Below are 23,969 nucleotides of genomic sequence, written 5' to 3' on the forward strand. Positions count from 1 at the left end.
CATGGGACCGACGCCTGAACATCCCCTGACCCAACGGCTCTGGTCCGAGCCGGGCTGCAGGCCTTGGGTCGTGCTCGACGGCGCGGGCGTGGCCGGCCTGTTGCCGCGGCTCGATGGCCTGTCCGGCCCGTCGGCCCCGCGCTGGAGCTGCCTGTTCTCCGGCCAGCTCGAACCAGGGGTGGCCGAGCTGGCGCCTTATCTGCTCGAGTTGCCGCGCCAGGGGCCGCTGCTCGACTGGTTGCTCTCGGGCTGGGGCAGCCATTGGGGGGTCTATCTGCTGGCGCCCGAGGCGATGGAGCTGGCCGCGCTGCGGCGCCAATTGCGCCAGTTCGGCTTGGTCTATGGACCTGCCGGTGAGACGCTGCTGTTTCGCTGGTATGACCCGCGCGTGCTCGGACTGGTGGCGCCGCAGCTGGCACCTGCGCAGTTGCAGGCCCTGTTCGGTCCCTTGCGCCGTTTCCTGTTCGACGCGCCAGAGCCTGGCCAGGGGCTGGCGCTGGAACTGGCGGGTGGACGACTCGCGAGCAGCCGCTTTGGCTAGCGGGGAGCCTCGATTTCCCGCACGCTCAGGCGCAGGGCACCATAGCTGGCCGGGCAGGGGGCGCCGGGCGCGCAATCCGGTTGGCCGGCCAGGGCCAGATTGCCGGCGCTGGAGCGCACGAGCGCCTGTTCGATCTTGTCCCTCGGGGCTGCGAGCATGATGCCGTCCCGGCTCAAGGCCAGATCAGGGAAATCGCGCCGCGACTCCGACACCAGCAGCAGGATGTCCCAGTCGCCGGCTGGCAGATCGGCCTGGTACTGCCAGCCGGTTCGGGGCAGGCGCAGCGGCTGGCCGGCCTTGATTTGCGGCGCCGGGTCGACCGCGTTGGGCAACAGCAGACCGACCTGCCCGTTGGCCCGGTCCCACAGCAGCAGGTAGAGCCAGCCGTCGCGGCGGCTGTCGAGCGCCAGGCTCAGGCTGTCGCGTCCGACCTGCAGCGGGTTCTTCAGCCCCGAGACGCTCAGTCCGTAGTCGGGCGAGGCCGCAGCGAGGACCGCTTGCCAGGCGGCTTCCAGGCTGATGCTGGGTGCCGTCATGGGGACGGGATCGGCAGGATCGACGGTAGCGATGGGACCGGCAGGCGGGGCCAGTGGTGCCGCAATGGGCTCGACAGTCGAGGCCAGGGTGGTCGTGGCGGGTGGAGGTTCGAGGTTGGCGCTTGCCATGTTCTGTGGTGCCCGGGTCTCGGGCCGTCCGTCCAGCAGCAGGCTGGCGGTTATTGCTGCGGCCGCTGCCAGGGTCAGCGCTGCAATACGCCAGCGGCTGCGCTGGTGCCAGTCAGGGCTGATCGGGTTGCTTGAGTCTGGCTTCGACGCCGATGCAGATGCAGATTCCTGGGCTGGTATTGCAGTCGGCGCTGGCAGGGCCTGGGTCTCGGTCGATGCTGCCGGGCCCAGCAGCGCGCGCAGCTGCGCCACCGACTGTGGCCTATCCTCGCCCTTGAGCGCCAGGCAGCGGTCGATGCTGTTGAGCAATGCTGCCGAATAGCGCCCGGCGGCCCGGGTCGCCAGTGCCTCATAGGGGTCGCGCAGCATGCGACCGACCGCTGGCGGCGGCGTCTGTCCCGTGATGATCCAGTGCAGGACGGCGCCGAGCGCGTAGAGATCGGTCCAGGGGCCTTGCCTGATGCCGGGCATCTCGGCGAATTGTTCGATCGGCGCGTAGCCCGGCTTGAGCATGATGGTCAGCGCCTGCGTCATGTCGCCGATCACGCGCCGCGCGGCACCGAAGTCGAGCAGCACCGGCCCGCCCTCGCCAGGCAGCAGGATGTTGTCGGGCGCGATGTCCCGATGCAGACAGTCCTGTTGATGCAGCAGCTCCAGGGCAGCGAGCAGCGGCCCCAGCAGGCCTCTGATCCATGGTTCGTCGGGCGGTGTCGGCAGCGCTTGCATGGCGGCCTTGAGCGTCGGGCCCTGGTAATACGGCATCACGAGGTAGGCAGTCTCGTTTGCCTGCCAGAAGCGGTGCACCTTGACCAGGGCCGGGTGGTCGAAGCGCGCCAGCAGCCTGGCCTCGTTGATGAAGCTCTCCAGCCCCTTGGCGTAGCTGTCGGCATGGCGCTGCGAACGCAGCACCACCGACTGCTGCTGGCCGCGCGCCGCCAGCGAGGCGGGCAGGTATTCCTTCAGCGCGACCCGGCGCTGCAGCAGGTGGTCGTAGGCCTGATAGACCACGCCGAAACCGCCTTCGCCGATCAGTCCGGTGATTTCGAATTCGTGCAGCCGGGTGCCGCTCGGCAGGAAATCGTGCGGGCTGTCAGTGGTCTTGGCGGCCGCTGCGCTCCCCAGCACGATGGTCTGCTCGTCCCGGGCGATGCCGCTGGGGCTGGAGAGGGTGGCCATTTGCGTACTCAGTGCCTGCCGGGCCTGTTGAGTCTGGCGGTGCCGGATTGCTTCATGGTGCCGGCTCCTGGTCCGCAGTGCTTGGCTGGCGCTCAAGAATTGAGAACAGCAACAGCGTGAAGTCCGCCAGCGCCTGCGCCTTGCGGCTGGGCGACAGCTGGTCCGAGTCCAGGATCTGCGCCAGTGCCGGCACGCTGCGGTCGAAGCCCTCGCCGAGCAGAAAGGCGGTCAGCGCGAAGCGGGCGGCCGAGCGCTCATCCTCCAGTCCGTAACTGCGCGCCAGCAGGGTCTGCTGCCAGAGCAGCTGGTCCATCCTGTCGTCGTCTATTTCCGCGGATTGCCTGGGGAAATGCTGGCGTATCAGTTCCCTGAGCCGCTGCAGGTAGCTGGCGCGGCCGATCGCCTCGTACTGGACCGGCATCAATCTGAGCACCATGGTGGCTCTCCTTGCGGCTTTCAAAGTCCTTGCGGACAACGGAACTCGGCCAGCTCGCGCAGGCGCAGCGGATTGCGCACGCTGGCCGTCGTGACCTCGAAGCTGGCGCGCTGGCTGCCAGCCTCGAAGCTGGCCTTGAACTTTTCCGGTGCGCCGAGTGGTTCGGTGCGCGCGCGCTCCAGCAGCCGGAACAGCGCCCAGGGCCCTTCTGTCGCGATCAGTTCGCTGCCGAGCCTGAGCTGGGCCGTCAGGCCGCTGCGCGGTCCCGGCCACTGGATCGATTGCCGCCTGGGCTGTTCCGGGTCGAACGCCAGCCGCTGGCCGTCGACTTCCAGCGCCAGCGTGGCCGGCTCTGTCATGGGCGTGAGGCCGGGCCCTGCCTCGAGCAGCTTGAAGTCGAAGCGCAGCATGCCGCTGCCAAAGAAGACATCGCGGATCACGGCCGCGCGCTCGAACTGCACCAGCTGGCCCGGGCTGCCGAAGGACTGTTCCTGTTGCGGGCGAAAGCGCCAGGGCCGGCTGCTGCGGTCGACATGGGGCGCCAGCTGCTGCTGGAAGAACTGGTCGAACAGGCCGCCCGGCGCAAACAGGCGTGCGAAGTCCTCGGGCGTCACGTCGCGCGGGCTGCTGCGCAGGAAGGGATAGCGGCCCTCGGTCGCCAGCCGGCAGAATTCGCCGATCTGCTGGCCGAGCTCGGCCGACAGCCGCTGCCGGGTCGCGCCCAGCGTCTGCCCGGTTGCCGTGGCCGCCAGCTGCGGCAGCAGCGAGCGCAAGGGTTCGGGCAGCCTGGCGCTCTCGGCCTTCAGGCGCGCGCCCGCGTCGCCGGCCGGCGGCGGGAGCCGGTCGCGGATCGCGGTCTCGCTGGCTGACAGCTGCAGGTAGAGCTCGTCGACTCGCTTGAGCACGGCCTGGATCGGTGCCGATGGCGGCTCGCCCGCGATGAGCTGGCGCAGCGCGGCAAAGCGGTTGTCGACCAGCCGTTGTGCTGCCGGATCGGGATGCGCAATCACCGCTGGCAAGTTGTCCTGGCCGAACAGCCTGCCGAGCTGTGCCTTGGCCTGGGTCAGCCTGTCGCTGGTCGGATCGGCAGCGGCCGGCGGGGCAGGCACCAAGGTGGTCTCGTGCACGATGGTCGTGACCAGCTTGAGCAGTGGCGAGTCCGGGCCCGACAGCAGCCTGGCCATCTGCACGCTTTGAGCCAGGTTGGCCGAGGGCCGTAGCGTGAGGTCGGCCAGCAACGCTTCCCAGGTCCGCGCGTAGTCTGCCAGATAGAGCTCGCGCACCTGTTGCGCTAATGTGCCGGCCTGGGCCTGCTGGAGGCCGGCGCCAGCGCCCAGCACCCAGTCCGCCTCGACCGCGAGCTGCCGGCTGAGGCGATCGAGCTCGGGCCCGAAACCCTGCCGATAGCCGTTGCGCGTGTAGAGCCCCGGCAGGACCTCGCCCAGCGGCTTGCCGCTGCGCCGCGCGAACACCAGCGCCGCCTCGGGCCCGACGGCGTGCAGGACGCTGAAACCCGCGAACCCGGCGCCAACGCCTTCACGCCGCAGCCGGCTGTAGATCCGCCTGGCCAGCGGGTCTTGCAGCAGCCGGTTGCGGCTGCGCGCGATCAACGCCGGGTCCGGCGTGGTCGGCGGGCTGAGCGGTCCGGCGGCGAACAGGGCATCGAGCTGGCGCTCCAGTGCGGCCCGCCCTGCGATATTCAGTCCGCCGTTGGGTTGGCGTTCCCAGTCGCGCAGGACCCAGGCCTTCAACGCGGCCGGGTCGAAATGTGCCGGCTCGTGCAGCATCAGATAGGCCTTGAGCGCTTCATGGCTGAACTCGGGGTCGCTGCCGTCTTGCTCGCGCAACTGCTGGTCGATGCGCTGGCTGATCCGCGGCAGCAGCAGCTCGTGCAGCAGTGCCCCGCTGGCCTGGCGTGTGGCGGCATCGAGCTTGTCGCCCTGGAACAGGCCCATGCCGGCGCCTGGCTCGCCACTGGCCCGGGTCGGCGTGGCTGAGATAGTGGCCACGGTTTCGAGCAGTGGCAGCAGGGTGGCGAGGTCTGCTGTCCTGCTTGCCTGCGCCAGCATCGGCCGGGCCGCGGCAACCGCCTGATCGACCTGCGCCACATAGTGGCTGTTGTGCCGGTAGCTGACCGCCCATGCCGCCAGCAGCGTGATGCTGAGGACGGCAATCACGGCCAGCAGCCCGAGCTGCAGGCGCTCGCGTCGCTGCTCGCCCTTCAGCGCCAGGCCAGCGAGCTGCTGCTCGGCAAACACCAGCTCGCGCAGCAGCCGGGGCAGGAAATAGCTGCGGCCACTGCCCGCCGATGACGACAGCCAGCGCCGTTCTAGGCCGCAGGCCTGGCCCAGCCTGGACAGCAGCGGGTCGATCGGCTGGCCCTGCTGGACGGCGCTGCTGAAGTAGACGCCACGCAGCAGCGCTGCCTGTTGTGGCTCGGAAACCGCGAACACCGCCCGGACCCAGGCCAGCAGCTGGCGGCAGCAGGCCGCGAACTGCTGGTCGAAGCCGGCGATGGCGCCGCGCCGGTCGAGCTCGGGTTCTTGCTGCAGCCGGGCCAGCAGCTGGTCCTGCAGGCGCTCGCGTAGCGCGTCGAGCCGGGGGGCCAGCGACTGGGCGGGGTCGGACGCCGCGGGCCCGTCCAGCGGCAGGGTGCAGCCCCAGACCTGATCGCGACCGGCCTGGTCCAGCGTGGCAAAGAAGGGTTCGAAGCCTGCGATCAGATCGGCCTTGGTTACCAGCAGGTAGACCGGCAGCCGCAGCCCGAGCTGGCGCTCGAGCTCCTGCAGCCGGGCCCGCAGTGCCGGTGCCTGTCGCATTGCAACGCTCTCGGAATGGTCCAGCAGGTCGGCAGCGCTCAGCGTCAGGATCACGCCGTTGAGCGGCTGGCGTGGCCGCTGCTGGCGCAGCAGCGCGAGCAGGCCCAGCCAGCCTTCCCGCTCGCTGGCCTGTCCTGAGTCCTGGCTCGTGTAGCGGCCGGCCGTATCGAGCAGCAGCGCCTCGTCGCACAGCCACCAGTCGCAGCCAGGCGTGGCATTGTCGTCCTGCGCCTGTCGGTCCTGCCGTGCTGGCAGGACCTGCTCGATGCCCGACGTCTCGCTGCGCGTGAGGTGCAGACCGCAATGGACCAGCGTGGTCGTCTTGCCCGAACCCGGTGCACCGATCAACAGATACCAGGGCCGCTGGTAGAGCGCTCGCTGCCGATCCAGGACCAGCAGCCGCGATAGCTTGCCGGCCGGCCTGGGCTGGCTGGCGCGCAGCAGCCGGACGGCATGTTCGAGGCCTTGGCGCAACTGCTGAACTGCAGCCGGTTCTTCGGGCTTGGGACGGCCAAACAGGCAGCGCAACAGGTTCACTTCGCCGGCCCTGGTCTTGAAACGCTGATAGCTGATTCGTAGTGCGAATGCGAGCAGCAGCAGTGCGATCCCTGTCGCGCGCGCGGCTGCGGATTCAAGCGGTACCTGGCCCGCGATCGCGATCAGCGGGCCGATCCACCAGATCAGTACGGCCAAGGCCAGCAGGCCAAGCAGCGCGAGCGGGACTGGCTGGAACATGGCGCGCAGGATCTTGTGCATGCTCTCGGTCCCTGGTTCAGGCGTTATGGACCGTCAGGCATCAACTGCCCGGCGCCGCGGCGTAGAGCACGATCTCGACCCGCCGGTTGCGGGCGCGGCCATCGGCGCTCTGGTTGCTCGCGACTGGCTCGCTGTCGGCCAGTCCCTCGGTCCGGAGCCGGGCCGGGTCGCCCAGCGCAGGCAGCAGCAGCTGGCCTGCGGCGTCCGCGCGCGCCAGCGACAGATGCCAGTTCGACGGGAAGCGTACCGAGCGGATCGGACGGTCGTCGGTATGGCCCCGGACCAGCACCTGGCCCTGGGTCTTGGCAGCCGCCGCGCCAATGCGCTCGAGCAGGCGGGCGAAGCTGTCGGATACCGTCGCGCTGCCGGGCTCGAACAGCTGGTCGCCTTGCGCGATCACGAGGCTGCGGTCGGGCAGGTCGCGCACCGTGATGGCGCCCGTTGCGATCTCGGCGGCCAGCAGTCGGGCCAGGCGCTCGGGGGCTGGACCTGGCGGCGAGGTTTGCAGCTCAGGCGGCACGCGCAGCGCCAGGATGGCCGAGAAGGTCGGGTCCGACTGGCGATTGAGCGCGAACGACAGCGCCGCGTAGACCAGGGCCAGCAGCAGTGCTGTCAGCGCGGCGAAGACCCAGGGCGGCAGGCGCTCACGCTGGATGGAGGCGCGGCCGGCGTCGCTGCGCCATTGCGGCGACAGTTCGCGCTCGACCGGGCCACGCTGTCTGGCCAGCAGTTGCGCCAGCCGCTCGCGAATGCCCGCGAGCTGGGCGCGGCCGTTCGGCAGCACCCGATAGCGGCCTTCGAAGCCCAGCGCAAGGATCAGATAGAACAGCTCGAGCAAGGCGCTGTGCTGTTGCGGCTGCTCGGCGAGCTTGCCCAGCAGCAGGAAGAACTTCTCGCCGCCCCAGGCCTCGTTGTGGAACTGGACCAGCAGGCTGCGCTGGGCCCAGACCGGCTCGCCCCAGGGCGTGCTGGCTGCTGCCTCGTCCAGCAAGGTGCAAAGCGCATAGCGGGCCGCGAGCAGCTCGCTGTGCGGCACGCCGGCTGCCTGCGCCCTGGACTCGAACAGCGCGACCGCCTGGGCCAGCGTCTCGCGCAGGCCGACCGGGTCGGGGTGATGGGCCTGCTGGCGCAAGCCGGCTGCCAGGCCGAGCAGCGGGTTGGCCGCGGCGACCAGCGGATTGATCCCGCCCGGCCAATCAAGCATCAGTGGCGCCAGCCGTTGTCCGGGTGGCTGGCTGGACCATCCGGCCCGGGCGTGATCCGGCCAATGAGCTGGCGCGGGAAGCAACAGGGTCTGTTCCATGCCTGCTCCGCGCTGGTTTGCTGCTTCAGGACCGGACGGCCCACAGGGCCAGTTCCAGCCCCGGGTAGTCGCCCGTGATGTAGAGGCCCAGCCCGGCCGATGACTCGAGCTGCTGCCAGAGCTCGCCGCTCTGCTCGAGCTCGAAGTAGCTGAAGCCGGCGTGGTAGGGCAGCTGGCGCGGTGCGACCGGCAGCGGCCGCAGTCCCAGCCCCGGCAGCTGCAGGTTGACGATGTCGCGTATGCGCTCGACCGGTCCGAGCTTGGCCTGGGCCGGGAACCGGGTCCGCAAGGTCTCGTCCGGCAGCTGGGCCTTGACCGCCAGCACGAAGCTGGCTTGCTGCAGCAGGCTGCGCTCGGTGATCAGTCCGACATAGCGCCCTTGCAGGTGGTCCCTGAGTTCGATCGGGACCGCCTGCTGCGCGGGCAGGCTGGCCAGACCGAGCCGGATCTCGTGCAGCAGCGGCGCGAAGCAATGCTCCAGCGCATCATGCTGGTAGGCCGGCAGCGGCAAGGGTCGGCGTTCGCGGCGCGCCAGCGTCGCGAGTTCGCCATGGAGCGCGAGCAGGCCGCTGAAGCTGCGCTCGGGGTGGAGTTGTGCCAGGCTGGCCAGATGCTCGAGCAGGGGCTGGTGCCGGTTGATCGTCAGCAGGAAGATGAAGTCGGCGATCTCGGCCAGACCGCCCGTGCCGGGCTGGCCGAGCCGGGCGGCGAGCGCCTGGCCGCGCTGTGCCAGCAGGCCGTTGAGCTCGCGCAGCCAGCCCGACAGCAGCGGCGACGCGCTGCAAGACAGCAACGGCGGGATGAAGTTCCGGTCCAGCAGCAGGCTATTGTCGGGCCGGCGCTCGACGATGCGCGCGACCGCCAGCCGCACGAAGCCGTCGTCCGCCTGTTGCGCCAGTGCCAGCCTCAGCCTGGGCTGGCCGATTTCGATCGGCTCCGGCGTGGTCGCGCTGCCGGTCGAGTCGATGACTTCCTGCTCGGCGTAACGGTAGCGCGCGAGTTCTGCCGGCTGCTCCGGGCGCACCGCTTCCAGGCTGTTGGCGCGGCGCAGCGGCAGCACCAGGTAGACGACCGCGTGACGCTGGTCAGCCGGGATTTCCAGCGCGGCAGGCGCGGCATCCGTTGCCGGGAAATCGAACGGCGTGCCGTCCGGCAGCACGCCCCGGGCCACATCGAGCGCCACCTTGCCGCTCAGCAGGGCGGCAGCGTCGAGTGTCAGTTCGAGAAAGCCCCAGAAATGACTGCCCAGGCTGCGCGCCCTGGCCTCGACCCACCACTCGTGATGCCTGTCTTGCTGCTGGAAATGCTGTGGCCGCAGGAACAGGCCTTCGGACCACAGGACTTTGCTGTACCACGACATATGATGGATCTGCTTTTTCTTTCCCTGGGATTGGGATTTGAAACATGGGCATCTTGCTGTCGGGCCGATTATTGACGTGAAATCTGATAATTTCCAGCGGGATTTTTTCTCAGTCCTTGCCGCTGCTCCAGCCGAACAGGCTCAGCAGGCTGGTGAACAGGTTGAACAGCGAGACGAACAGGCTGACCGTGGCCATCACGTAGTTGGTTTCGCCGCCGTTGACGATGCGGCTGGTCTCGAACAGGATCAGGCCGGCCGACAGCAGCGCCACCATGGCCGAGACCGCCAGGCCCAGCGCCGGCAGCTCAAAGAACATCGCACCGAGGCCGGCCAGCAGCGCCACCACCATGCCGGCGAACAGGAAGCCGCCCATGAAGCTGAAGTCACGCTTGGTCACCAGTACCCAGCCCGACAGCGCCAGGAAAGTGGCACCGGTCGCGCCCAGCGCCAGCGCAATGCTCTGCGCCCCGCCTGGCAGCGCCAGATGCATCGACAGCACCGGGCCCAGCGTGTAGCCCATGAAGCCGGTCAGCGCGAATACGGCCGGTATCGCCCAGCCGCTGTTCTGTACCTTGTTGACCAGGAACAGCAGGCCGAAATAGCCCGCCAGCGTCACGAGCATGCCGGGGGCCGGCAGGCGCAGCGCTACTCCGAGCGCGGCGGTGCCGGCGCTGAACAGCAGCGTCAGCGACAGCAGGGCATAGGTGTTGCGCAGCACCCTGTGCGAGGCGATGCTGGAGCCCCAGCCCGAATGGGCGGCGGCGCGACGATAGGCAATAGGCTGGTTCATGATCGACTTCCTTGAAAAATGACGGCCAGTCAGGACCGCTCGAACCGTCGAGCGGCCGCATCCGGCCTGGACATGAGACAAGGGTAGTCCGATTGCGACATCGAAAAAATCAGATCATCATTGATTCTCTGTCTGCTTTTTACTGAATGATGACTATCGGTCGGCGCAAAAAAGCCCGCGCTGCAGGGCAGGGCGGGCTTTGGCGGAAAACAGTCGGCGTCAGAACGGTGCGTCGTCTGCCTTCGGTGCGGCTTCGGTAGCCGGCTTGGTGGCTTCGCTGTCCTCGGTGGGCGCTGCAGCAGCGCTGGCCTGGGCTTCGGCGTTCGGCACACCGAGCGTCTGGCGCACGCCAGCCTTGTCGCCGGCGCTGGCGAACTGGCTGTACTTGCCGAGCATGCCGACCAACTGGCCGTAGACGCGCGGGTTGGCGGCCAGGCATTCCTTCTGTTCCAGGAAGTCTGCTTCGCCGGTGAAGTTGCCGATCAGGCCGCCGGCCTCGGTCACGAGCAGCGAGCCCGCAGCGACGTCCCAGGGCTGCAGGCCGGTTTCGAAGAAGCCGTCGGTGAAGCCGGCTGCGAGGTAGGCCAGGTCGAGCGCGGCAGCGCCCGGGCGACGCACGCCCGACACGCGCGGCATGACCTCGGTCAGCATGGCCATGTAGTTCTTGAAGTTGTCGCCCGGACGGAACGGGAAGCCGGTGCTGACCAGGCAGTCGCGCAGCTGGGTGCGCTTGGCCACGCGCAGGCGGCGATCGTTGAGGTAGGCGCCGCGGCCCTTGGTGGCGCAGAACAGGTCGTTGCGGCTCGGGTCGTAGACGACGGCCTGTTCGATCTTGCCGTGGTACATCAGCGCGATGCTGACGCAGTAGACCGGGAAGCCGTGGATGAAGTTGGTGGTGCCATCGAGCGGGTCGATGATCCACATATGTCGCTTGCCTGCACCCGTACCTTCGCGGCGACCCGATTCCTCGGCCCAGATGCCGTGGTCGGGATAGGCCTCGAGCAGGGTCTCGATGATGATGTCTTCGGCGGCCTTGTCGACTTCGGTCACGAAGTCGTTGGTTTGCTTGGCGGCGACGCGGACCGACTCGACATCGAGTGCGGCACGGTTGATGATGGCGCCAGCGGCGCGCGCAGCCTTGATGGCCACGTTGAGCATGGGGTGCAGATGAGCAGACATATGAATTGTGCGAGGAACGAGGAGGGAGCCGTGCGATGACGGCGACAATAGCGCGATTCTATCCTTTCGTCATCATTTGCGCCACATGCGAACCCGCTTCATCCTGATCGAGACCAGTCACGCCGGCAATGTCGGCTCCGTCGCGCGCGCCATGAAGGTGATGGGCTTCGATGACCTGGTGCTGGTGCGCCCGCGCTGGGCCGACGTGCTGCAGCGCGAGGAAGCGCTGGCGCTGGCCAGCGGCGCTGACGACGTGCTGGCCCGGGCGCGCATCGTGCCGACCTTGGACGAGGCGCTCGATGGCGTTTCGCATGTCTGCGCCACCGCGATGACGCCGCGTGACTTCGGTCCGCCCACGGTGGCGCCGCGCGCGCACCTGGCCGAGCTGGCCGCGCGTCTGCTCAGTCCCGCGGCGGCGTCGCTCGGCGTGACGGCGGCTGACCCCGCTGGTCAAGCTGATGGCGTAGCACCGACCGCGTCCGTCTCTGCCGTCCCGACCGGGGTCGCCTTCCTGTTCGGCTCCGAGCGCTACGGCATGAAGAACGAGGATGTCTACCGCAGCCACGCCTGCCTGTGCATCCCGACCGCGCCCGACTACGGCTCGCTGAACCTGGCTGCCGCCGTGCAACTGATCGCCTATGAGTGGCGGCAGGCGCTGGGCGGCTTCGCGCTGCCGGCCTCGGGCGCGCCGCAGCCGCGTGCGGCCGATGCGCAGGCGGTCGCGGGCCTGCTGGCGCATTGGGAGCAGGCGCTGGTCGCGGTCGGTTTCCTCGATCCGGCCGCACCCAGGAAGCTGCTGCCGCGCCTGAACCAGCTCTGCAACCGCGCCGAGCCGACCGAGGAGGAAATCCATATCCTGCGCGGGGTGGCGCGTGCCATGCTGCAGACCGCGGCCCAGGCCAGGCGCTAGACTGTAGGACTGATTGGACCCGAGCATGTTTTCCCGCCTCAAGACCGACATCGACTGCATCCTGGAACGTGACCCGGCCGCGCGCTCGCGCTGGGAGGTGCTGACCTGTTATCCGGGCCTGCACGCGGTCTTGCTGCATCGCCTGGCGCATGGCTGCTGGACCCGTGGCTACCGCTGGCTCGGGCGCTTCGTCTCGCACCTGGCGCGTTTCCTGACCGGAATCGAGATCCACCCGGGCGCCCAGCTCGGCAATCGCGTCTTCATCGACCATGGCATGGGGGTGGTGATTGGCGAGACGGCCGAGATCGGCGACGGCTGCACCATCTACCACGGCGTCACGCTGGGCGGCACCTCGCTCTACAAGGGGGCCAAGCGCCATCCGACGCTGGGCCGCGACGTGGTGGTTGGCGCCGGTGCCAAGGTGCTGGGCGGCTTCACGGTCGGCGATGGCGCCAAGGTCGGCAGCAACGCGGTGGTGACCAAGCCGGTGCCGGCGGGTGCGACCGCGGTCGGCAACCCGGCGCGCATCATCCAGGCCGAGGCCGATGCCAAGCGCGAGGAAGCGGCGTCCAAGATGGGGTTCTCGGCCTATGGCGTGACGCAGAACGATGACCCGCTGAGTCAGGCCATGCGCGGCCTGATCGACAATGCGGCCGGCCACGAGCACCAGATCGCGCTGCTGTGGCAGGCGATCGAGAAGCTGGCCTGCGCCCGCGCGCCCGGCCTGCCGTCCGATGCGGCCAAGGTCGAGCATTTCCCGGCCGACAAGTTCAACGAGATGGTGGGCAAGTGAGCGCTTGCTGAGCGCTCACTGGGTCGGACCATGCCGGCGCTCTGACAGGGTCAGATCCGGCTGGTCTGGCGGCTTCAGCCGCGTGGCGGCCGGATTGCGCTCTTAGGCCTGAAGGCCTGGCAGACCTCGTCGTGGGTTTCGAGGTAGGGGCCGCCGATCAGGTCGATGCAGTAGGGCACGGCGGCGAAGATGCCGTTGACCTGCTGCCTGCCGTCGGCGTCCTTCAGGCCGGCCAGGGTCTCGGCGATGGCTTTCGGCTGACCTGGCAGGTTGATGATCAGGCTCTGGTCCCGGATCACCGCGACCTGGCGCGACAGGATCGCGGTCGGCACGAAGGTCAGGCTGATCTGGCGCATCTGTTCGCCAAAGCCCGGCATTTCCTTGTGCGCCACCGCCAGCGTCGCCTCGGGCGTGACATCGCGCAGCGCCGGGCCGGTGCCGCCGGTGGTCAGCACCAGGCTGCAGCCGGCCTCGACCAGCTCGATCAGGGTCTGGCTGATCGTTGCCTGCTCGTCGGGGATCAGGCGCGGCTCGAACTCGATCGGGTTCTTCAACGCCCGAGTCAGCCAGTCCTGCAGTGCGGGCAGGCCCTGGTCCTGGTAGACGCCCGCGGAGGCGCGGTCGCTGATCGAGACGATGCCGATCCTGACCGGCTCCGGGCCGCCGTTGAGCGGCTGGTTCATTCGTCTGCCTCGTCCCCAGCGCCGTCCTCAGCGGCCTGGGCTGCGGCGGCGTCACCGTCGAGCTTGGCGCGCACGAGCTGGAAGATCTCGCGGAAGGATTTGCCGTGGCGCGGTGCCTCGCCCTCTTGCGCCGGCACGGCGTCCTTGCGCGCCTGGCGTACCAGCGTGCGCAGGTGCTGCAGGTCGGCGTCCGGGTCGAGCTTCAGCCAGGCCTCGAGCGCCTCGTCCTGGGCGATCAGGCGGTCGCGCCATTGCTCGGCCTGGTGCATGCGCAGCGTGTCCTTGGCGCTGCCCTGGTGCTGGACCTTGAGCGCTTCCTCGATCGCCGCCACGGTGGGCTCGTCGAGCTTGCGCATCAGCTTGCCGATGAACTGCATCTGGCGCCGCTTGCCCTCGAAGTTGGTGATGCGCTTGGCTTCGGTCATGGCGTCGAGCAGACGGTCGGGCAGCGCGAGCTTGTCGAGCAGGCCTTTGCGCAAGGTGAGCAGCTGCTCGCCGAGCGACTGCAGGTGGTCGCTGTGTTTCTTGAGATCGGTCCGGCTGAGGTCGACGTCCCCGCGCAGTTCGCGCTTGAGTTCGAGGTCGAGTTCGCTGCCAAGGGCAACGAAGTGGCCTTTGACGTAATAGCCTTTGGTGGGTTTGCGTGACATGCCAAGTATCATAGCCGCCGACATGAAGAAGACACGCGCCGCCTCCATCCCTTCGCCCCAGTCCCAGCCCGAGACTGGCTTCCAGTTCAGCCGGGCCCAGTTCGAGGAACTGTCCGATCTCGCGCTCTCGCACGCCCGTTCGCTGGGGGCGCAGGACGGGGGCATCGATGTCTCCGAAGGCGCTGGCCTGAGCGTCTCGGTGCGCAAGGGCGAGCTCGAGAACGTCGAGCGCAACCGCGACAAGTCGCTCGGCATCACGCTCTACCTCGGACAGCGGCGCGGCAATGCCTCGACCTCCGATTTCAGCCCGGCCGCGATCCGGCGCACGGTGCAGGCGGCCTACGACATCGCGCGCTTCACGGCCGAGGACCCGGTGGCCGGCCTGCCCGACGAGCAGGACATCGCCAACGACTATCCCGACCTCGACTTGTTCCACCCCTGGGCCGTCACGCCCGAGGAGGCGATGCAGATCGCGCTGCGCTGCGAGGCCGCGGCCTTCGCGACCAGCAAGAAGATCAGCAACAGCGAGGGCGCGGGTGTCTCGGCCCAGCAGTCGCATTTCTTCACCGAACACATGCGCGGCGGCGAACGCGGCCGACCCGGTATCTTCCGCGGCGGCTACGCGAGCTCGCGCCACAGCTTCTCGGTCGCGCCGATCGCGGGCCGCGGTGCCAACATGCAGCGCGACGCCTGGTTCAGCTCGATGCGCTCGCCGGCCGAGCTGGCCAGCCCGGAAGCGGTCGGGCGCTATGCGGCCGAACGCGCGCTGTCGCGCCTGAAGCCGCGCAAGGTCGCGACCACCGAATGCCCGGTGCTGTTCGAGGCACCGCTGGCCGCCGGCCTGCTCGGCGGCTTCGTGCAGGCCGTCAGCGGCGGCGCGCTCTACCGCAAGACGACCTTCCTGCTCGACAGCCTCGGCAGCCAGGTGTTTCCTGACCATATCGACATCCTGGAAGATCCGCATCTGCGTGGCGGCAAGGGCAGCGCGCCGTTCGATGACGAGGGCGTGCGCACCGCGAAGCGCCAGGTGGTCGAGGCAGGTATCGTCCAGGGCTATTTCCTCAGCACCTATTCGGCGCGCAAGCTCGGCATGCGCACCACCGGCAACGCCGGCGGCTCGCACAACCTGACCTTGAGCAGCCGGCTCACGCAGCCGGGCGACGACCTCGACGCGATGCTGCGCAAGCTCGGCACCGGCCTGTTCGTGACCGAGCTGATGGGTCAGGGCGTCAACTACGTGACCGGCGACTATTCCCGCGGCGCTTCGGGTTTCTGGGTCGAGAACGGCCAGATCGCCTATCCGGTGCAGGAGATCACGATTGCCGGCAACCTGCGCGAGATGCTGCAGGACATCGTCGCGGTCGGCGCCGATGTCTACAACTACGGCGCCAAGAGCGTGGGTTCGGTGCTGGTCAAGCGCATGAAGCTGGCCGGTAGCTGAGCCTGCAGCCGGTTCCAGCTGAAAGCCGGCCCAGCCGGCCCGGCCGGTTTCAGGCGGCTGGCGCGGCGAGCGGCAGCCCGGACAGCTCGACCGGCGCGCCCCAGAGCGCGCTGACCACGGGACCGATGCGCTGTGGGTCGGCGCTGGTCCAGAATTGTTCGTTGCCGGCCTCGGTCGCTGGATTCAGCAGCTCCAGCGCCGCTAGCCGGCGCGCGAGTTCGCGCGCCACGGCCGGGGCCGGGTCCAGCACCTGCACCGAGGCGCCCGCCAGGCGGCGGATCAGCGGCGCCAGGAACGGGTAGTGGGTGCAGCCCAGCACCAGCGTGTCGGCTCCTTGCTCAAGCAGGGGACGCACATAGTGCGCCACTGCTGCTTCGGTCTCGGCGCCGCTCAGTTCGCCGCGCTCGACCCGCTCGACCCAGCCCGGACAGGCTTGCAGCAGTACCTGCTTGCCGCTGGCGTGCAGTTGCAGCAGGCGCTGCAGCCCCGGGCTGGCGACGGTCTGGCGCGTCGCCAGCAGGCCGATCACGCCGCTGCGCGTGGACTGGGCGGCCGGCTTGACGGCGGGCTCGATCGCGATCAGCGGCAGCTCGGGAAAGGCGGCGCGCAGATGCTCGATCACCAGTCCGGTCACGGTGTTGCAGGCCACGACCACGGCCTTGGCGCCCTGGTCCTGCAAAAAGCCGATGATGTGGCGCGAACGCGCCTCGATGTAGCCGACGCTGCGCTCGCCGTAGGGCGCGTGCGCCGAATCGGCCACGTAGCACAGCGCCTCGGCGGGCAGGGCACGCCGGATCTCGCGCAGCACCGACAGCCCGCCGACGCCGGAGTCGAACACGCCGATCGGGCGCGAGCGGTCCTGCGCGGCGGTGGCGGGTGCTGGCATCGGGCTGGGCTTGGCCGGTCTGCTGGCTGGGTTCAGCCGGCCAGGGCGGCCTTGACGGCGGCCGAGACCTGGGCCATCTCGGCCTTGCCGGCCAGGGCGGCCTTGGCTGCAGCCATCAGCTTGCCCATGTCGGCAGCACCCGGCGCACGGCCGAGCTCGGCCGCCACATCGGCCACCAGGGCCTGGACTACTGCTGCGACTTCCTCGGCGCTCAGGCGCGCCGGCAGGTAGGCCTGTAGCACCGCGACTTCGGCCTTTTCCTTGGCGGCCAGATCGTCACGGTCGGCTTGTTCAAAGGCGACGATCGAGTCCTTGCGCTGCTTGAGCATCTTGTCGAGCACAGCGATCACGGCGTTGTCGTCCAGCGTCGTCTGCTCGTCGACTTCCTTTTGCTTGATCGAGGCCAGCAGCAAGCGGATGGTGCCGAGGCGCTCCATGTCCTTGGCGCGCATCGCGGTCTTCATGTCTTCGGTGATCTGCTCTTTGAGTGCCATGGTGCAGCCTGTAGATAAATACGAATCTTAGCGCCTGGGCGGCCCTGCGGGCAGTCCAGAAACGACAAAGCCCGCCTGAGCGTCCTCCAGCGGGCTTGTGCGCGGTCAGTGAAGACCGCAGCTTGATGCAGCGATCAGAACAGACGCTTGGGCAGCTGCATCGAGCGCACGCGCTTGTAGTGGCGCTTGACGGCGGCAGCCTTCTTGCGCTTGCGCTCCGAGGTGGGCTTCTCGTAGAACTCGCGGGCGCGCAGGTCGGTCAGCAAGCCCAGCTTTTCGATGGTGCGCTTGAAGCGGCGCAGGGCGATGTCGTACGGTTCGTTGTCTTTAACGCGGATGGTGGTCATTAGCTAATACAAAATTGCGCCGCTGTCGGTGTCCAGGGAAGATCGGGCCTTGAATCCGCACTTGCGGCAGTTTTCCCCGTCTATCGTGATCTGGCCGACGGGGTTTGCCGGCAAAGACGAGCATTATAGCCCCGTAAAATGCGCTTGTCGCGGTTACAGTGGCGGGAAAAACTGGAGACTACATGTTCGAGTCGGCTGAAATCGGTCATCGCATCGACAAGAAAACCTGGAAGGCGCGCGAGCCCGAGCTGCGTGCCGCCCTGCTGGAGATGCAGTTCCGGCTGCTGCGCGAGGCCCGCTTTGCGGTCGTGATCCTGGTCAACGGGGTCGATCTGGCCGGGCGCGGCGAGACGGTCAATGTGCTCAACGAGTGGATGGACCCGCGCCATATCCGCACCGAAGCCTTCGGGCCGATCAGCGAGCATGAGCGCCGTCATCCCGAGATGTTCCGCTTCTGGCAGGTGCTGCCGTCCAAGGGCCATGTCGGCATCCTGTTCGGCAACTGGTACACCGATCCCGTCAGCGCCCATGCGCTGGGCCATGAGACGCGCGAGCATTTCGTGCGCCGCCTCGAGCGCATCCGCCAGTTCGAGCGCATGCTGGCGGCCGAGGGCGTGCTGCTGCTGAAGTTCTGGTTCCACCTGTCGAAGAAGGCGGCCAAGGCGCGCATGAAGGAGCTGCAGGACTCGCCCAAGACCGCCTGGCGCGTGACGCCGCAGGAGGAGCACAACCTCAAGCATTACGACGAGTTCATCCGCGTCAGTGACGAGGCGCTGCGCAAGACCAGCATCGGCGAGGCGCCCTGGCTCGTGATCGAGGGCAGCGACCCCTATTACCGCTACCTGACCGCGGGCCAGCTGCTGCTGGACTCGGTCAACCGGCGCCTCGATCAGCCGCTGGCGCCGCCCCTGCCGGCGCCGCTGGTGCCCGAGACGCGGCCGCTCGATCGGCTCAGCCTGCTGGCGGCGCAGGACTACAGCCGCAGCGCCACGCGCAAGGACTACGAGGACCGGCTCGAGACCCTGCAGGGCCGCTTGAACGGACTGAGCCGCGACCCGCGCCTGCAGCAGCTGTCGCTGGTGGTGGTGTTCGAGGGCATGGATGCGGCCGGCAAGGGCAGCACGATCCGGCGCCTGACGCAGGCGCTCGACGCGCGCTTCTACCGCGTGATTCCGGTCGCGGCGCCGAACGAGAACGAGCGGGCCCAGCCCTATCTGTGGCGCTTCTGGCGCTATATCCCCAAGCTGGGCCATGCGACCTTGTTCGACCGCAGCTGGTACGGCCGCGTGCTGGTCGAGCGAGTCGAGCGCTTCTGTTCCGAGGCCGACTGGATGCGCGCCTATGGCGAAATCAACGAGTTCGAGGAGGAGCTGTCCGATGCCGGCGTGCTGATCGTGAAGTTCTGGCTCGCGATCACGCCCGAGGAGCAGCTGCGCCGCTTCAAGGAGCGCAGCGAGACGCCGCACAAGAACTACAAGATCACCGACGAGGACTGGCGCAACCGCGACAAGTGGCCGCAGTACGAGCAGGCGATCGGCGACATGATCGACCGCACCTCGACCCAGATCGCACCCTGGCATGTGATCGCGTCGGACAACAAGCATTGGTCGCGCCTCGAGGTGCTCGAGACCCTGTGCGACCGGATCGAGCAAGCGCTCAAGGCACGCGGCTGAGCGACTGTTGCCGGCGCTTGGGCGGGGCGCCGCTGCAGGTGCCTCAGGCGCTGACTGCCGCCAGGCGGTCGGCGGCCAGGGCCTGGGCGCAGGCGTGCGCGCTCGACCAGGCCCACTGGAAGTTGTAGCCGCCGAGCCAGCCGGTCACGTCGACCACCTCGCCGATGAAATGCAGGCCGGGCTGCTTCGATTCCATGGTCTGCGAGGACAGCTGCCGGGTGTCGACGCCGCCGGCGGTGACCTCGGCCTTGGCATAGCCTTCGGTGCCTGTCGGGGTCAGCTCCCAGCGCTGTAAGCCCTGCGCGAGCTGGGCGATCGCCTTGTCGGGCGTGTCGTTGACCGGGCGCTGCCACTGCGACTGCTGTGCGGTCCAGGTATCGGCCAGCCGGCTCGGCAGGTGCAGCGACAGTTCGTTGGCCAGCAGCTTGCGCGAGCGGGTCTTGGCCTCGAGCAGCAGCGGCTCGAGCGCGGATTCGGGGTGCAGGTCGAGCCGCAGCGGCTGGCCGGGGCGCCAGTAGCTCGAGATCTGCAGCACGGCCGGACCGCTCAGGCCCCGGTGCGTGAACAGCAGGTCTTCCAGGAATTCCATCTTCGCCTTCTTGTCGCCGGTCGCGATGCGCACCGGCAGCGCCAGGCCCGACAGCTCGGAGAACGGCGCCCAGGACGCGGCATCGAAGGTTAGCGGAACCAGCGCCGGGCGCAGTTCGATCACGTTCAGGCCGAACTGGCGCGCCAGCCGGAAGCCGAAGTCGCTGGCACCGATCTTGGGAATCGACAGGCCGCCGGTGGCGACCACCAGCGAACGACAGGCCACCGGGCCGCGGTCGGTCTGCAGCTGGTAGCGCGCGCTGGGGTCGGCATCGGAATAGCTGACCGCCTGCACCGCGCAGGGCTGCCAGCGCTGCACGCCGCCAGCCTCGCATTCCTTGAGCAGCAGCTCGATCAGGTCCTGCGCCGAGCGGTCGCAGAACAGCTGGCCCTTGTGCTTTTCGTGGAAGGGCAGGGCGTGGCGTTGCAGCAGCTCGATGAAATCGGCCGGGGTGTAGCGCGACAGCGCCGAGCGGCAGAAGTTGGGGTTGTCGCCCAGGAAATGCTTGTGCGGCTGGCGCGGGTCGAGCTCGCGGTTGGTGAAGTTGCAGCGGCCGCCGCCCGAGATCCGGATCTTCTCGGCGACCTTGGGCGCGTGGTCGAGCAGCAGCACGCGCAAGCCCAGCTGGCCGGCCACGCCGGCGCAGAACAGGCCGGCCGCGCCGGCGCCGATGATGGCGACATCGAATTTTTCCATGGGCGCGAGTGTAGGCGGCTTTGCATGGCACGTGGCTTGCGTGATCCTGACTTCATTGTCACCAGCTCCGCATAAACTCTCAGTCATGAACTTGCCCGCACACCAACTCAGCATGACCGTGCTGATGTCGCCCGACATGGCCAACTTCTCTGGCAACGTCCACGGCGGCGCCATCCTCAAGCTGCTCGACCAGGTCGCCTATGCCTGTGCCAGCCGCTATGCCTCGCGCTATGTCGTGACCCTGAGCGTCGATCAGGTCATGTTCCTGCAGCCGATCCATGTCGGCGAGCTCGTGACCTTCCTGGCCAGCGTCAACCACACCGGCAACTCCTCGATGGAGATCGGCATCAAGGTCGTGGCCGAGGACATCCGCAGCCAGGCCGTGCGCCATGTCAACAGCTGCTTCTTCACCATGGTCGCGGTCGGCGACGATGGCAAGTCGGTGCCGGTGCCGATGCTGCGCCCCTTCAGCCCCGAGGAGAAGCGGCGTTGGGACGCGGCCCTGGTGCGCAAGCAGGTGCGCAAGGAACTGGCCCAGCGCTACCAGCAGGTCAGGCTGCCGGCGCCGATCGAGGCCTGAGATGCAGAAGACCCTTGCCCACGGCGAGAGCCAGATCCTGCTGCCGGAGTCGTTTGTCGCGCTGTTCGTGCCGCCCGGCAAGATCAAGCCGACCGAGCCCTACGAGGTCATCGCGCAGCGCCACGAGCTGTGCGAGGACATGGCGCAACTGCTGACCGAGCAGGCCGCCCAGCTGCAGTTCAAGCTCGGTGTGCACGAGTCCGATGTGCTCGAGCGCATGCATGCCGGACTCAGCAGTGACGAGTCGGGCCTGTCGGCCGCCGAGGCGGGCTGGGTCGTCAAGCGCCTGGCCGAACTGCTCGACTGGTCCTGGCCGAGCTGGCTAGAGGCTTGAACATGGCCTGAACGTAGCCTGAGCGGGGCAGCAGCGGCCTCGCCTGGCCGCTGCGCACGGTTGTTCGGCGGTCAGGCGGCTTGGCGCGCGCCCGCTGCACCTGTGTCCTGCTGCAACTGTGCCAGGCCCGAGATCACGTCGCCGACCACCAGGATCGACGGGCTGCCGAGTTGTTCGGCCTGCAGCGTCTCGACCAGATTGGCCAGCGTGCAGGCCGCGTGGCGCTGCTGCGGCAGGCTGGCGCGCTGCACGATCGCGGCCGGGGTCGAGGCCGGCAGGCCTTGCAGCAGGCCGGCCTGGATCGCGCTGGCGCTCGAGATGCCCATGTAGATCACGAGCGTGAGCTTGGCTTCGCGCGCGCAATGCGCCAGCGCAGTCCAGTCGGTGCCGCTGTCGCCGGGTTTGGCGTGGCCGGTCACGAAAATCACGCCATGGGCATGCTCGCGGTGCGTCAGCGGTACATTGAGCGAGCTGACCGCCGCCAGTCCGGCGGTGATGCCGTTGACCACCGTGACCGGGATGCCGACGGCCTGCAGATGCTCGACTTCTTCGCCGCCACGGCCGAAGATGAAGGGGTCGCCGCCCTTGAGCCGGACCACGACCTCGCCTTCCTGGACGGCCTGGATCATCAGCTTTTCGATGAAGGACTGCGGCGTGCTCTTGCAGCCGCCGCGCTTGCCGACATGGATGATGCGGGCCCGGGGCGAGGCATGGGCCAGCACCGCGTCATTGACCAGGTCGTCGACCAGCAGCACCGTCGCCGCGCCGATGGCCCGGACCGCCTTCAGCGTCAGCAGTTCCGGGTCGCCCGGACCGGCGCCGACCAGGGTGACCTGGCCCGGTGCGGTCAGCGGCAGGGTGCGGAGGGGGAGGGCTTGAGTCGAGATCATGATGCCTGCACTGCTCGCAAGATATGTTCCACCTGACGCGCGATCGGCGCCGGCACGGCCTGTCGGCCTGCCAGCACCTCGGCCGTCCAGGCCGCCGTGCTGTCGGCATCGATCGCGGGCAGATCGGGCAAGCTGGCCAGCGAGCCGCCCTGGGGCTCCTGCACGCAGTGGCGCTGGCCGCGCAGGAAGACATCGATCTGCGGCAGGCGGCGCGGATCGGCCACCGGCTCGCCTTCGGTGCCGCGCAGCAGCATCGCGCGCTGCTCCGTCAGCTCGAAGGTCGCGCCCATGGCCAGCAGGTATTCCGGATGGGTGTAGCTGCCGACCACCAGTGCGTCGCCGTCGCAGGGGTTCATCAGCTTGACCAGGCTGTGCGCCGAGTTGCGCAGGCCGATGACCTGGCGCACCTCGAGCAGGCGCTGCAGGCCCGGACACAGCAGCCAGGTCGGCACGAAGCGGACCTGGCCGGCCTGCAGCGGCTGCACTTCGCTGTCAGCGGCCACGCCCAGCAACGCCAGCACGGCGGCCGATGTCACGCGCCGGCTTTCGGTTGCCGTGCCATGCACCAGCACCGGCAGGCCCTCGCGCGCCAGCAGCAGCGCCAGCAGCGGGGTCAGCACCGGCAGCTTGCGCGCGCCGTTGTAGCTGGGCAGCACCACGGCGGTGCGTCCCTGGATCGGCACCTTGTCGGTGCGCATGGCCGTGGCGTCGAGGAAGCCGGCCATTTCCTCCGGTGTCTCGCCCTTGATGCGCATCGCGAGGCAGAAGGCGCCGAGTTCGAGCTCGCTGACGCTGCCGTCGAGCAGCTGGCCGAACAGGTCGGCGGCCTGTGCGCGGTCGAGCGAGCGGGCGCCGTCCTTGCCGCGCCCGATTTCCTTGAGGTAGTGACTGATTGCCATGGGGGCGATTTTCCGCGATGCCTGATGACTTCAGGTTATGTGACAAAAAATCCTGCAGCCGAAGGAAGGGCTCAACTCACAGGATCAGGGTTTTCAGGATCAGACCCAGCACCGCACAGGCGGCGATGACATGGATCACATGACGCTTGAAGCGAAACAGGGCGATGGCGGCCCCCAGCGCGATCAGGGCCGATACCGAGTCGAAACTGCCGCTGAATCCCTGCGGCCATAGGACGTGGTAGCCGAAGAACAGCGCCAGATTCAGAATCACGCCCACCACAGCGGCCGTGATGGCGGTCAGCGGTGCCGTCAACCTGAGGTCGTCATGGGTGCTTTCCACCAGGGGGCCGCCCGCCAGGATGAACAGGAACGACGGCAGGAAGGTGAACCAGGTCACCAGGCTGGCCGCCACGGCCCCGGCCAGAAACAGCGACTCCGGGCCGAACAGGGCCTTGACATGGCCGCCGACGAATCCGACGAAGGCCACCACCATGATCAGCGGCCCCGGCGTCGTTTCCCCCAAGGCCAGGCCATCGATCATCTGTGTCGGCGTGAGCCAGCCATGGTGACTCACGGCCCCTTGATACACATAAGGCAGCACGGCGTAGGCACCACCAAAGGTCAGCAACGCGGCCTTGGTGAAGAACCAGCCCATCTGCGTCAGCGTGTGCTCCCAGCCGTAGACCATGGTCAGCCATCCCATCGGCACCGCCCACAGCAGGGCGCCCAGCGCGATGACTTGCAGCAGGCGAGTCCAGCGGAACTTGGCGTGTGCCGGTGTTGGCGTGTGGTCGTCGATCAGCGCCGGGCCCAATGCCTTGCCGGTCTTGCCATGCCCGCCGCCGACCTTGAACTGGTCCGGTGCGATCCGTCCACCAACATAGCCCAGCAATGCCGCCGCTGCGACGATGGCCGGGAACGGGATGTTGGCGGCAAAGATCGCGATGAACGAGGCCGCGGCAATGCCCCACAGCCAGGAGTTCTTGAGCGCGCGCGAGCCGATGCGGTGTGCCGCCTGCACCACGATGGCGGTTACCGCGGGCTTGATGCCATAGAACAGGCCTGTTACCAGCGGCATG

General features: G+C 68.4%; 23 protein-coding genes. 7 read left to right on the plus strand and 16 right to left on the minus strand.

Going from position 1 to position 23,969, the window contains the following annotated elements:
* The first annotated feature begins 1 nt into the window (after window position 1).
* On the plus strand, window positions 2-541 hold the full coding sequence (locus C6P61_RS13200; RefSeq protein WP_105730393.1) for a DUF4123 domain-containing protein: 540 nt from the start codon (window positions 2-4) through the stop codon (window positions 539-541).
* Here C6P61_RS13200 and C6P61_RS13205 read toward each other — a convergent pair.
* From C6P61_RS13205 to C6P61_RS13235, 7 genes are all read right to left on the minus strand, one after another.
* A complete protein-coding gene (locus C6P61_RS13205) occupies window positions 538-2,382 on the minus strand; it encodes a serine/threonine protein kinase (RefSeq protein WP_105730394.1) in 1,845 nt (614 codons plus the stop codon). The genes C6P61_RS13200 and C6P61_RS13205 overlap by 4 nt on opposite strands.
* Window positions 2,383-2,434: 52 nt before the next feature.
* Window positions 2,435-2,818: a hypothetical protein gene (locus C6P61_RS13210; protein ID WP_146115054.1), complete on the minus strand. Its 384-nt coding sequence runs from the start codon at window positions 2,816-2,818 to the stop codon at window positions 2,435-2,437.
* A 20-nt stretch (window positions 2,819-2,838) separates the two neighbouring features.
* Window positions 2,839-6,393, minus strand: a complete 3,555-nt coding sequence (gene tssM / locus C6P61_RS13215; protein ID WP_105730396.1) for a type VI secretion system membrane subunit TssM — start codon at window positions 6,391-6,393, stop codon at window positions 2,839-2,841.
* A 40-nt stretch (window positions 6,394-6,433) separates the two neighbouring features.
* Complete coding sequence (locus C6P61_RS13220; protein WP_211296980.1) at window positions 6,434-7,597, minus strand: DotU family type VI secretion system protein; 1,164 nt, start codon at window positions 7,595-7,597, stop codon at window positions 6,434-6,436.
* A 124-nt stretch (window positions 7,598-7,721) separates the two neighbouring features.
* Window positions 7,722-9,056 carry a type VI secretion system baseplate subunit TssK gene (gene tssK / locus C6P61_RS13225; RefSeq protein ID WP_105730398.1) on the minus strand — a complete coding sequence of 445 codons (1,335 nt, stop codon included), beginning with the start codon at window positions 9,054-9,056 and terminating at the stop codon, window positions 7,722-7,724.
* A gap of 109 nt (window positions 9,057-9,165) precedes the next feature.
* Window positions 9,166-9,846 (minus strand): Bax inhibitor-1/YccA family protein, encoded by a 681-nt coding sequence (locus tag C6P61_RS13230; RefSeq protein WP_105730399.1) that lies wholly within the window; start codon window positions 9,844-9,846, stop codon window positions 9,166-9,168.
* A 219-nt stretch (window positions 9,847-10,065) separates the two neighbouring features.
* Window positions 10,066-11,025, minus strand: a complete 960-nt coding sequence (locus C6P61_RS13235; RefSeq protein ID WP_105730400.1) for an inositol monophosphatase family protein — start codon at window positions 11,023-11,025, stop codon at window positions 10,066-10,068.
* An 85-nt stretch (window positions 11,026-11,110) separates the two neighbouring features.
* Here C6P61_RS13235 and C6P61_RS13240 point away from each other — a divergent pair, with 85 nt between their 5' ends.
* Together C6P61_RS13240 and cysE are read left to right on the plus strand one after the other, a co-directional pair.
* The gene (locus C6P61_RS13240; protein ID WP_105730401.1) at window positions 11,111-11,935 is read left to right on the plus strand and encodes an RNA methyltransferase; all 825 of its coding nucleotides are present in this window, start codon (window positions 11,111-11,113) and stop codon (window positions 11,933-11,935) included.
* A gap of 25 nt (window positions 11,936-11,960) precedes the next feature.
* Complete coding sequence (cysE, locus tag C6P61_RS13245) at window positions 11,961-12,728, plus strand: serine O-acetyltransferase (protein WP_105730402.1); 768 nt, start codon at window positions 11,961-11,963, stop codon at window positions 12,726-12,728.
* 74 nt (window positions 12,729-12,802) lie between these two features.
* Here cysE and mog read toward each other — a convergent pair whose 3' ends face one another.
* Together mog and yjgA are read right to left on the minus strand one after the other, a co-directional pair.
* A complete protein-coding gene (gene mog / locus C6P61_RS13250; protein WP_105730403.1) occupies window positions 12,803-13,411 on the minus strand; it encodes a molybdopterin adenylyltransferase in 609 nt (202 codons plus the stop codon).
* The gene (yjgA, locus tag C6P61_RS13255; RefSeq protein ID WP_105730417.1) at window positions 13,408-14,061 is read right to left on the minus strand and encodes a ribosome biogenesis factor YjgA; all 654 of its coding nucleotides are present in this window, start codon (window positions 14,059-14,061) and stop codon (window positions 13,408-13,410) included. Before yjgA ends, mog begins: the two co-directional genes overlap by 4 nt.
* 22 nt (window positions 14,062-14,083) lie before the next feature.
* On the opposite strand from yjgA, the gene pmbA reads away from it, so the two are divergent.
* Entirely contained in the window at window positions 14,084-15,502 is a 1,419-nt protein-coding gene (pmbA, locus tag C6P61_RS13260) for a metalloprotease PmbA (RefSeq protein ID WP_105730404.1), read from the plus strand.
* A gap of 49 nt (window positions 15,503-15,551) precedes the next feature.
* Here pmbA and murI read toward each other — a convergent pair whose 3' ends face one another.
* The 3 genes from murI to rpsU form a co-directional block, all read right to left on the minus strand.
* Window positions 15,552-16,388: a glutamate racemase gene (gene murI, locus C6P61_RS13265; RefSeq protein ID WP_105730405.1), complete on the minus strand. Its 837-nt coding sequence runs from the start codon at window positions 16,386-16,388 to the stop codon at window positions 15,552-15,554.
* 32 nt (window positions 16,389-16,420) lie between these two features.
* A complete protein-coding gene (locus tag C6P61_RS13270; RefSeq protein WP_105730406.1) occupies window positions 16,421-16,882 on the minus strand; it encodes a GatB/YqeY domain-containing protein in 462 nt (153 codons plus the stop codon).
* Between the two features lie 134 nt (window positions 16,883-17,016).
* Window positions 17,017-17,229, minus strand: coding sequence for a 30S ribosomal protein S21 (gene rpsU / locus C6P61_RS13275; RefSeq protein WP_105730407.1), 213 nt, complete (start codon window positions 17,227-17,229; stop codon window positions 17,017-17,019).
* A gap of 182 nt (window positions 17,230-17,411) precedes the next feature.
* On the opposite strand from rpsU, the gene pap reads away from it, so the two are divergent.
* Window positions 17,412-18,902 (plus strand): polyphosphate:AMP phosphotransferase, encoded by a 1,491-nt coding sequence (gene pap, locus C6P61_RS13280; protein ID WP_105730408.1) that lies wholly within the window; start codon window positions 17,412-17,414, stop codon window positions 18,900-18,902.
* Between the two features lie 43 nt (window positions 18,903-18,945).
* Here pap and C6P61_RS13285 read toward each other — a convergent pair whose 3' ends face one another.
* On the minus strand, window positions 18,946-20,187 hold the full coding sequence (locus tag C6P61_RS13285) for a BaiN/RdsA family NAD(P)/FAD-dependent oxidoreductase (protein ID WP_105730409.1): 1,242 nt from the start codon (window positions 20,185-20,187) through the stop codon (window positions 18,946-18,948).
* A gap of 85 nt (window positions 20,188-20,272) precedes the next feature.
* On the opposite strand from C6P61_RS13285, the gene C6P61_RS13290 reads away from it, so the two are divergent.
* Together C6P61_RS13290 and C6P61_RS13295 are read left to right on the plus strand one after the other, a co-directional pair.
* Window positions 20,273-20,767, plus strand: coding sequence for an acyl-CoA thioesterase (locus C6P61_RS13290; protein ID WP_105730410.1), 495 nt, complete (start codon window positions 20,273-20,275; stop codon window positions 20,765-20,767).
* 1 nt (window position 20,768) lies between these two features.
* Window positions 20,769-21,101 (plus strand): ATPase with chaperone activity, encoded by a 333-nt coding sequence (locus tag C6P61_RS13295; protein ID WP_105730411.1) that lies wholly within the window; start codon window positions 20,769-20,771, stop codon window positions 21,099-21,101.
* 71 nt (window positions 21,102-21,172) lie between these two features.
* Here the strand turns inward: C6P61_RS13295 and cobA are convergent, their stop codons facing one another.
* From cobA to C6P61_RS13310, 3 genes are all read right to left on the minus strand, one after another.
* On the minus strand, window positions 21,173-21,991 hold the full coding sequence (gene cobA / locus C6P61_RS13300) for a uroporphyrinogen-III C-methyltransferase (protein ID WP_105730412.1): 819 nt from the start codon (window positions 21,989-21,991) through the stop codon (window positions 21,173-21,175).
* The gene (ybiB, locus tag C6P61_RS13305) at window positions 21,988-22,890 is read right to left on the minus strand and encodes a DNA-binding protein YbiB (protein ID WP_105730413.1); all 903 of its coding nucleotides are present in this window, start codon (window positions 22,888-22,890) and stop codon (window positions 21,988-21,990) included. The genes cobA and ybiB overlap by 4 nt, the downstream gene beginning before the upstream one ends.
* A 76-nt stretch (window positions 22,891-22,966) precedes the next feature.
* Window positions 22,967-23,969 (minus strand): chromate transporter (locus tag C6P61_RS13310; protein WP_105730414.1); only part of this gene is annotated, 1,003 nt, incomplete at its 5' end.

The sequence above is a fragment of the Malikia spinosa genome (assembly GCF_002980625.1).
GTDB lineage: Bacteria > Pseudomonadota > Gammaproteobacteria > Burkholderiales > Burkholderiaceae_C > Malikia > Malikia spinosa.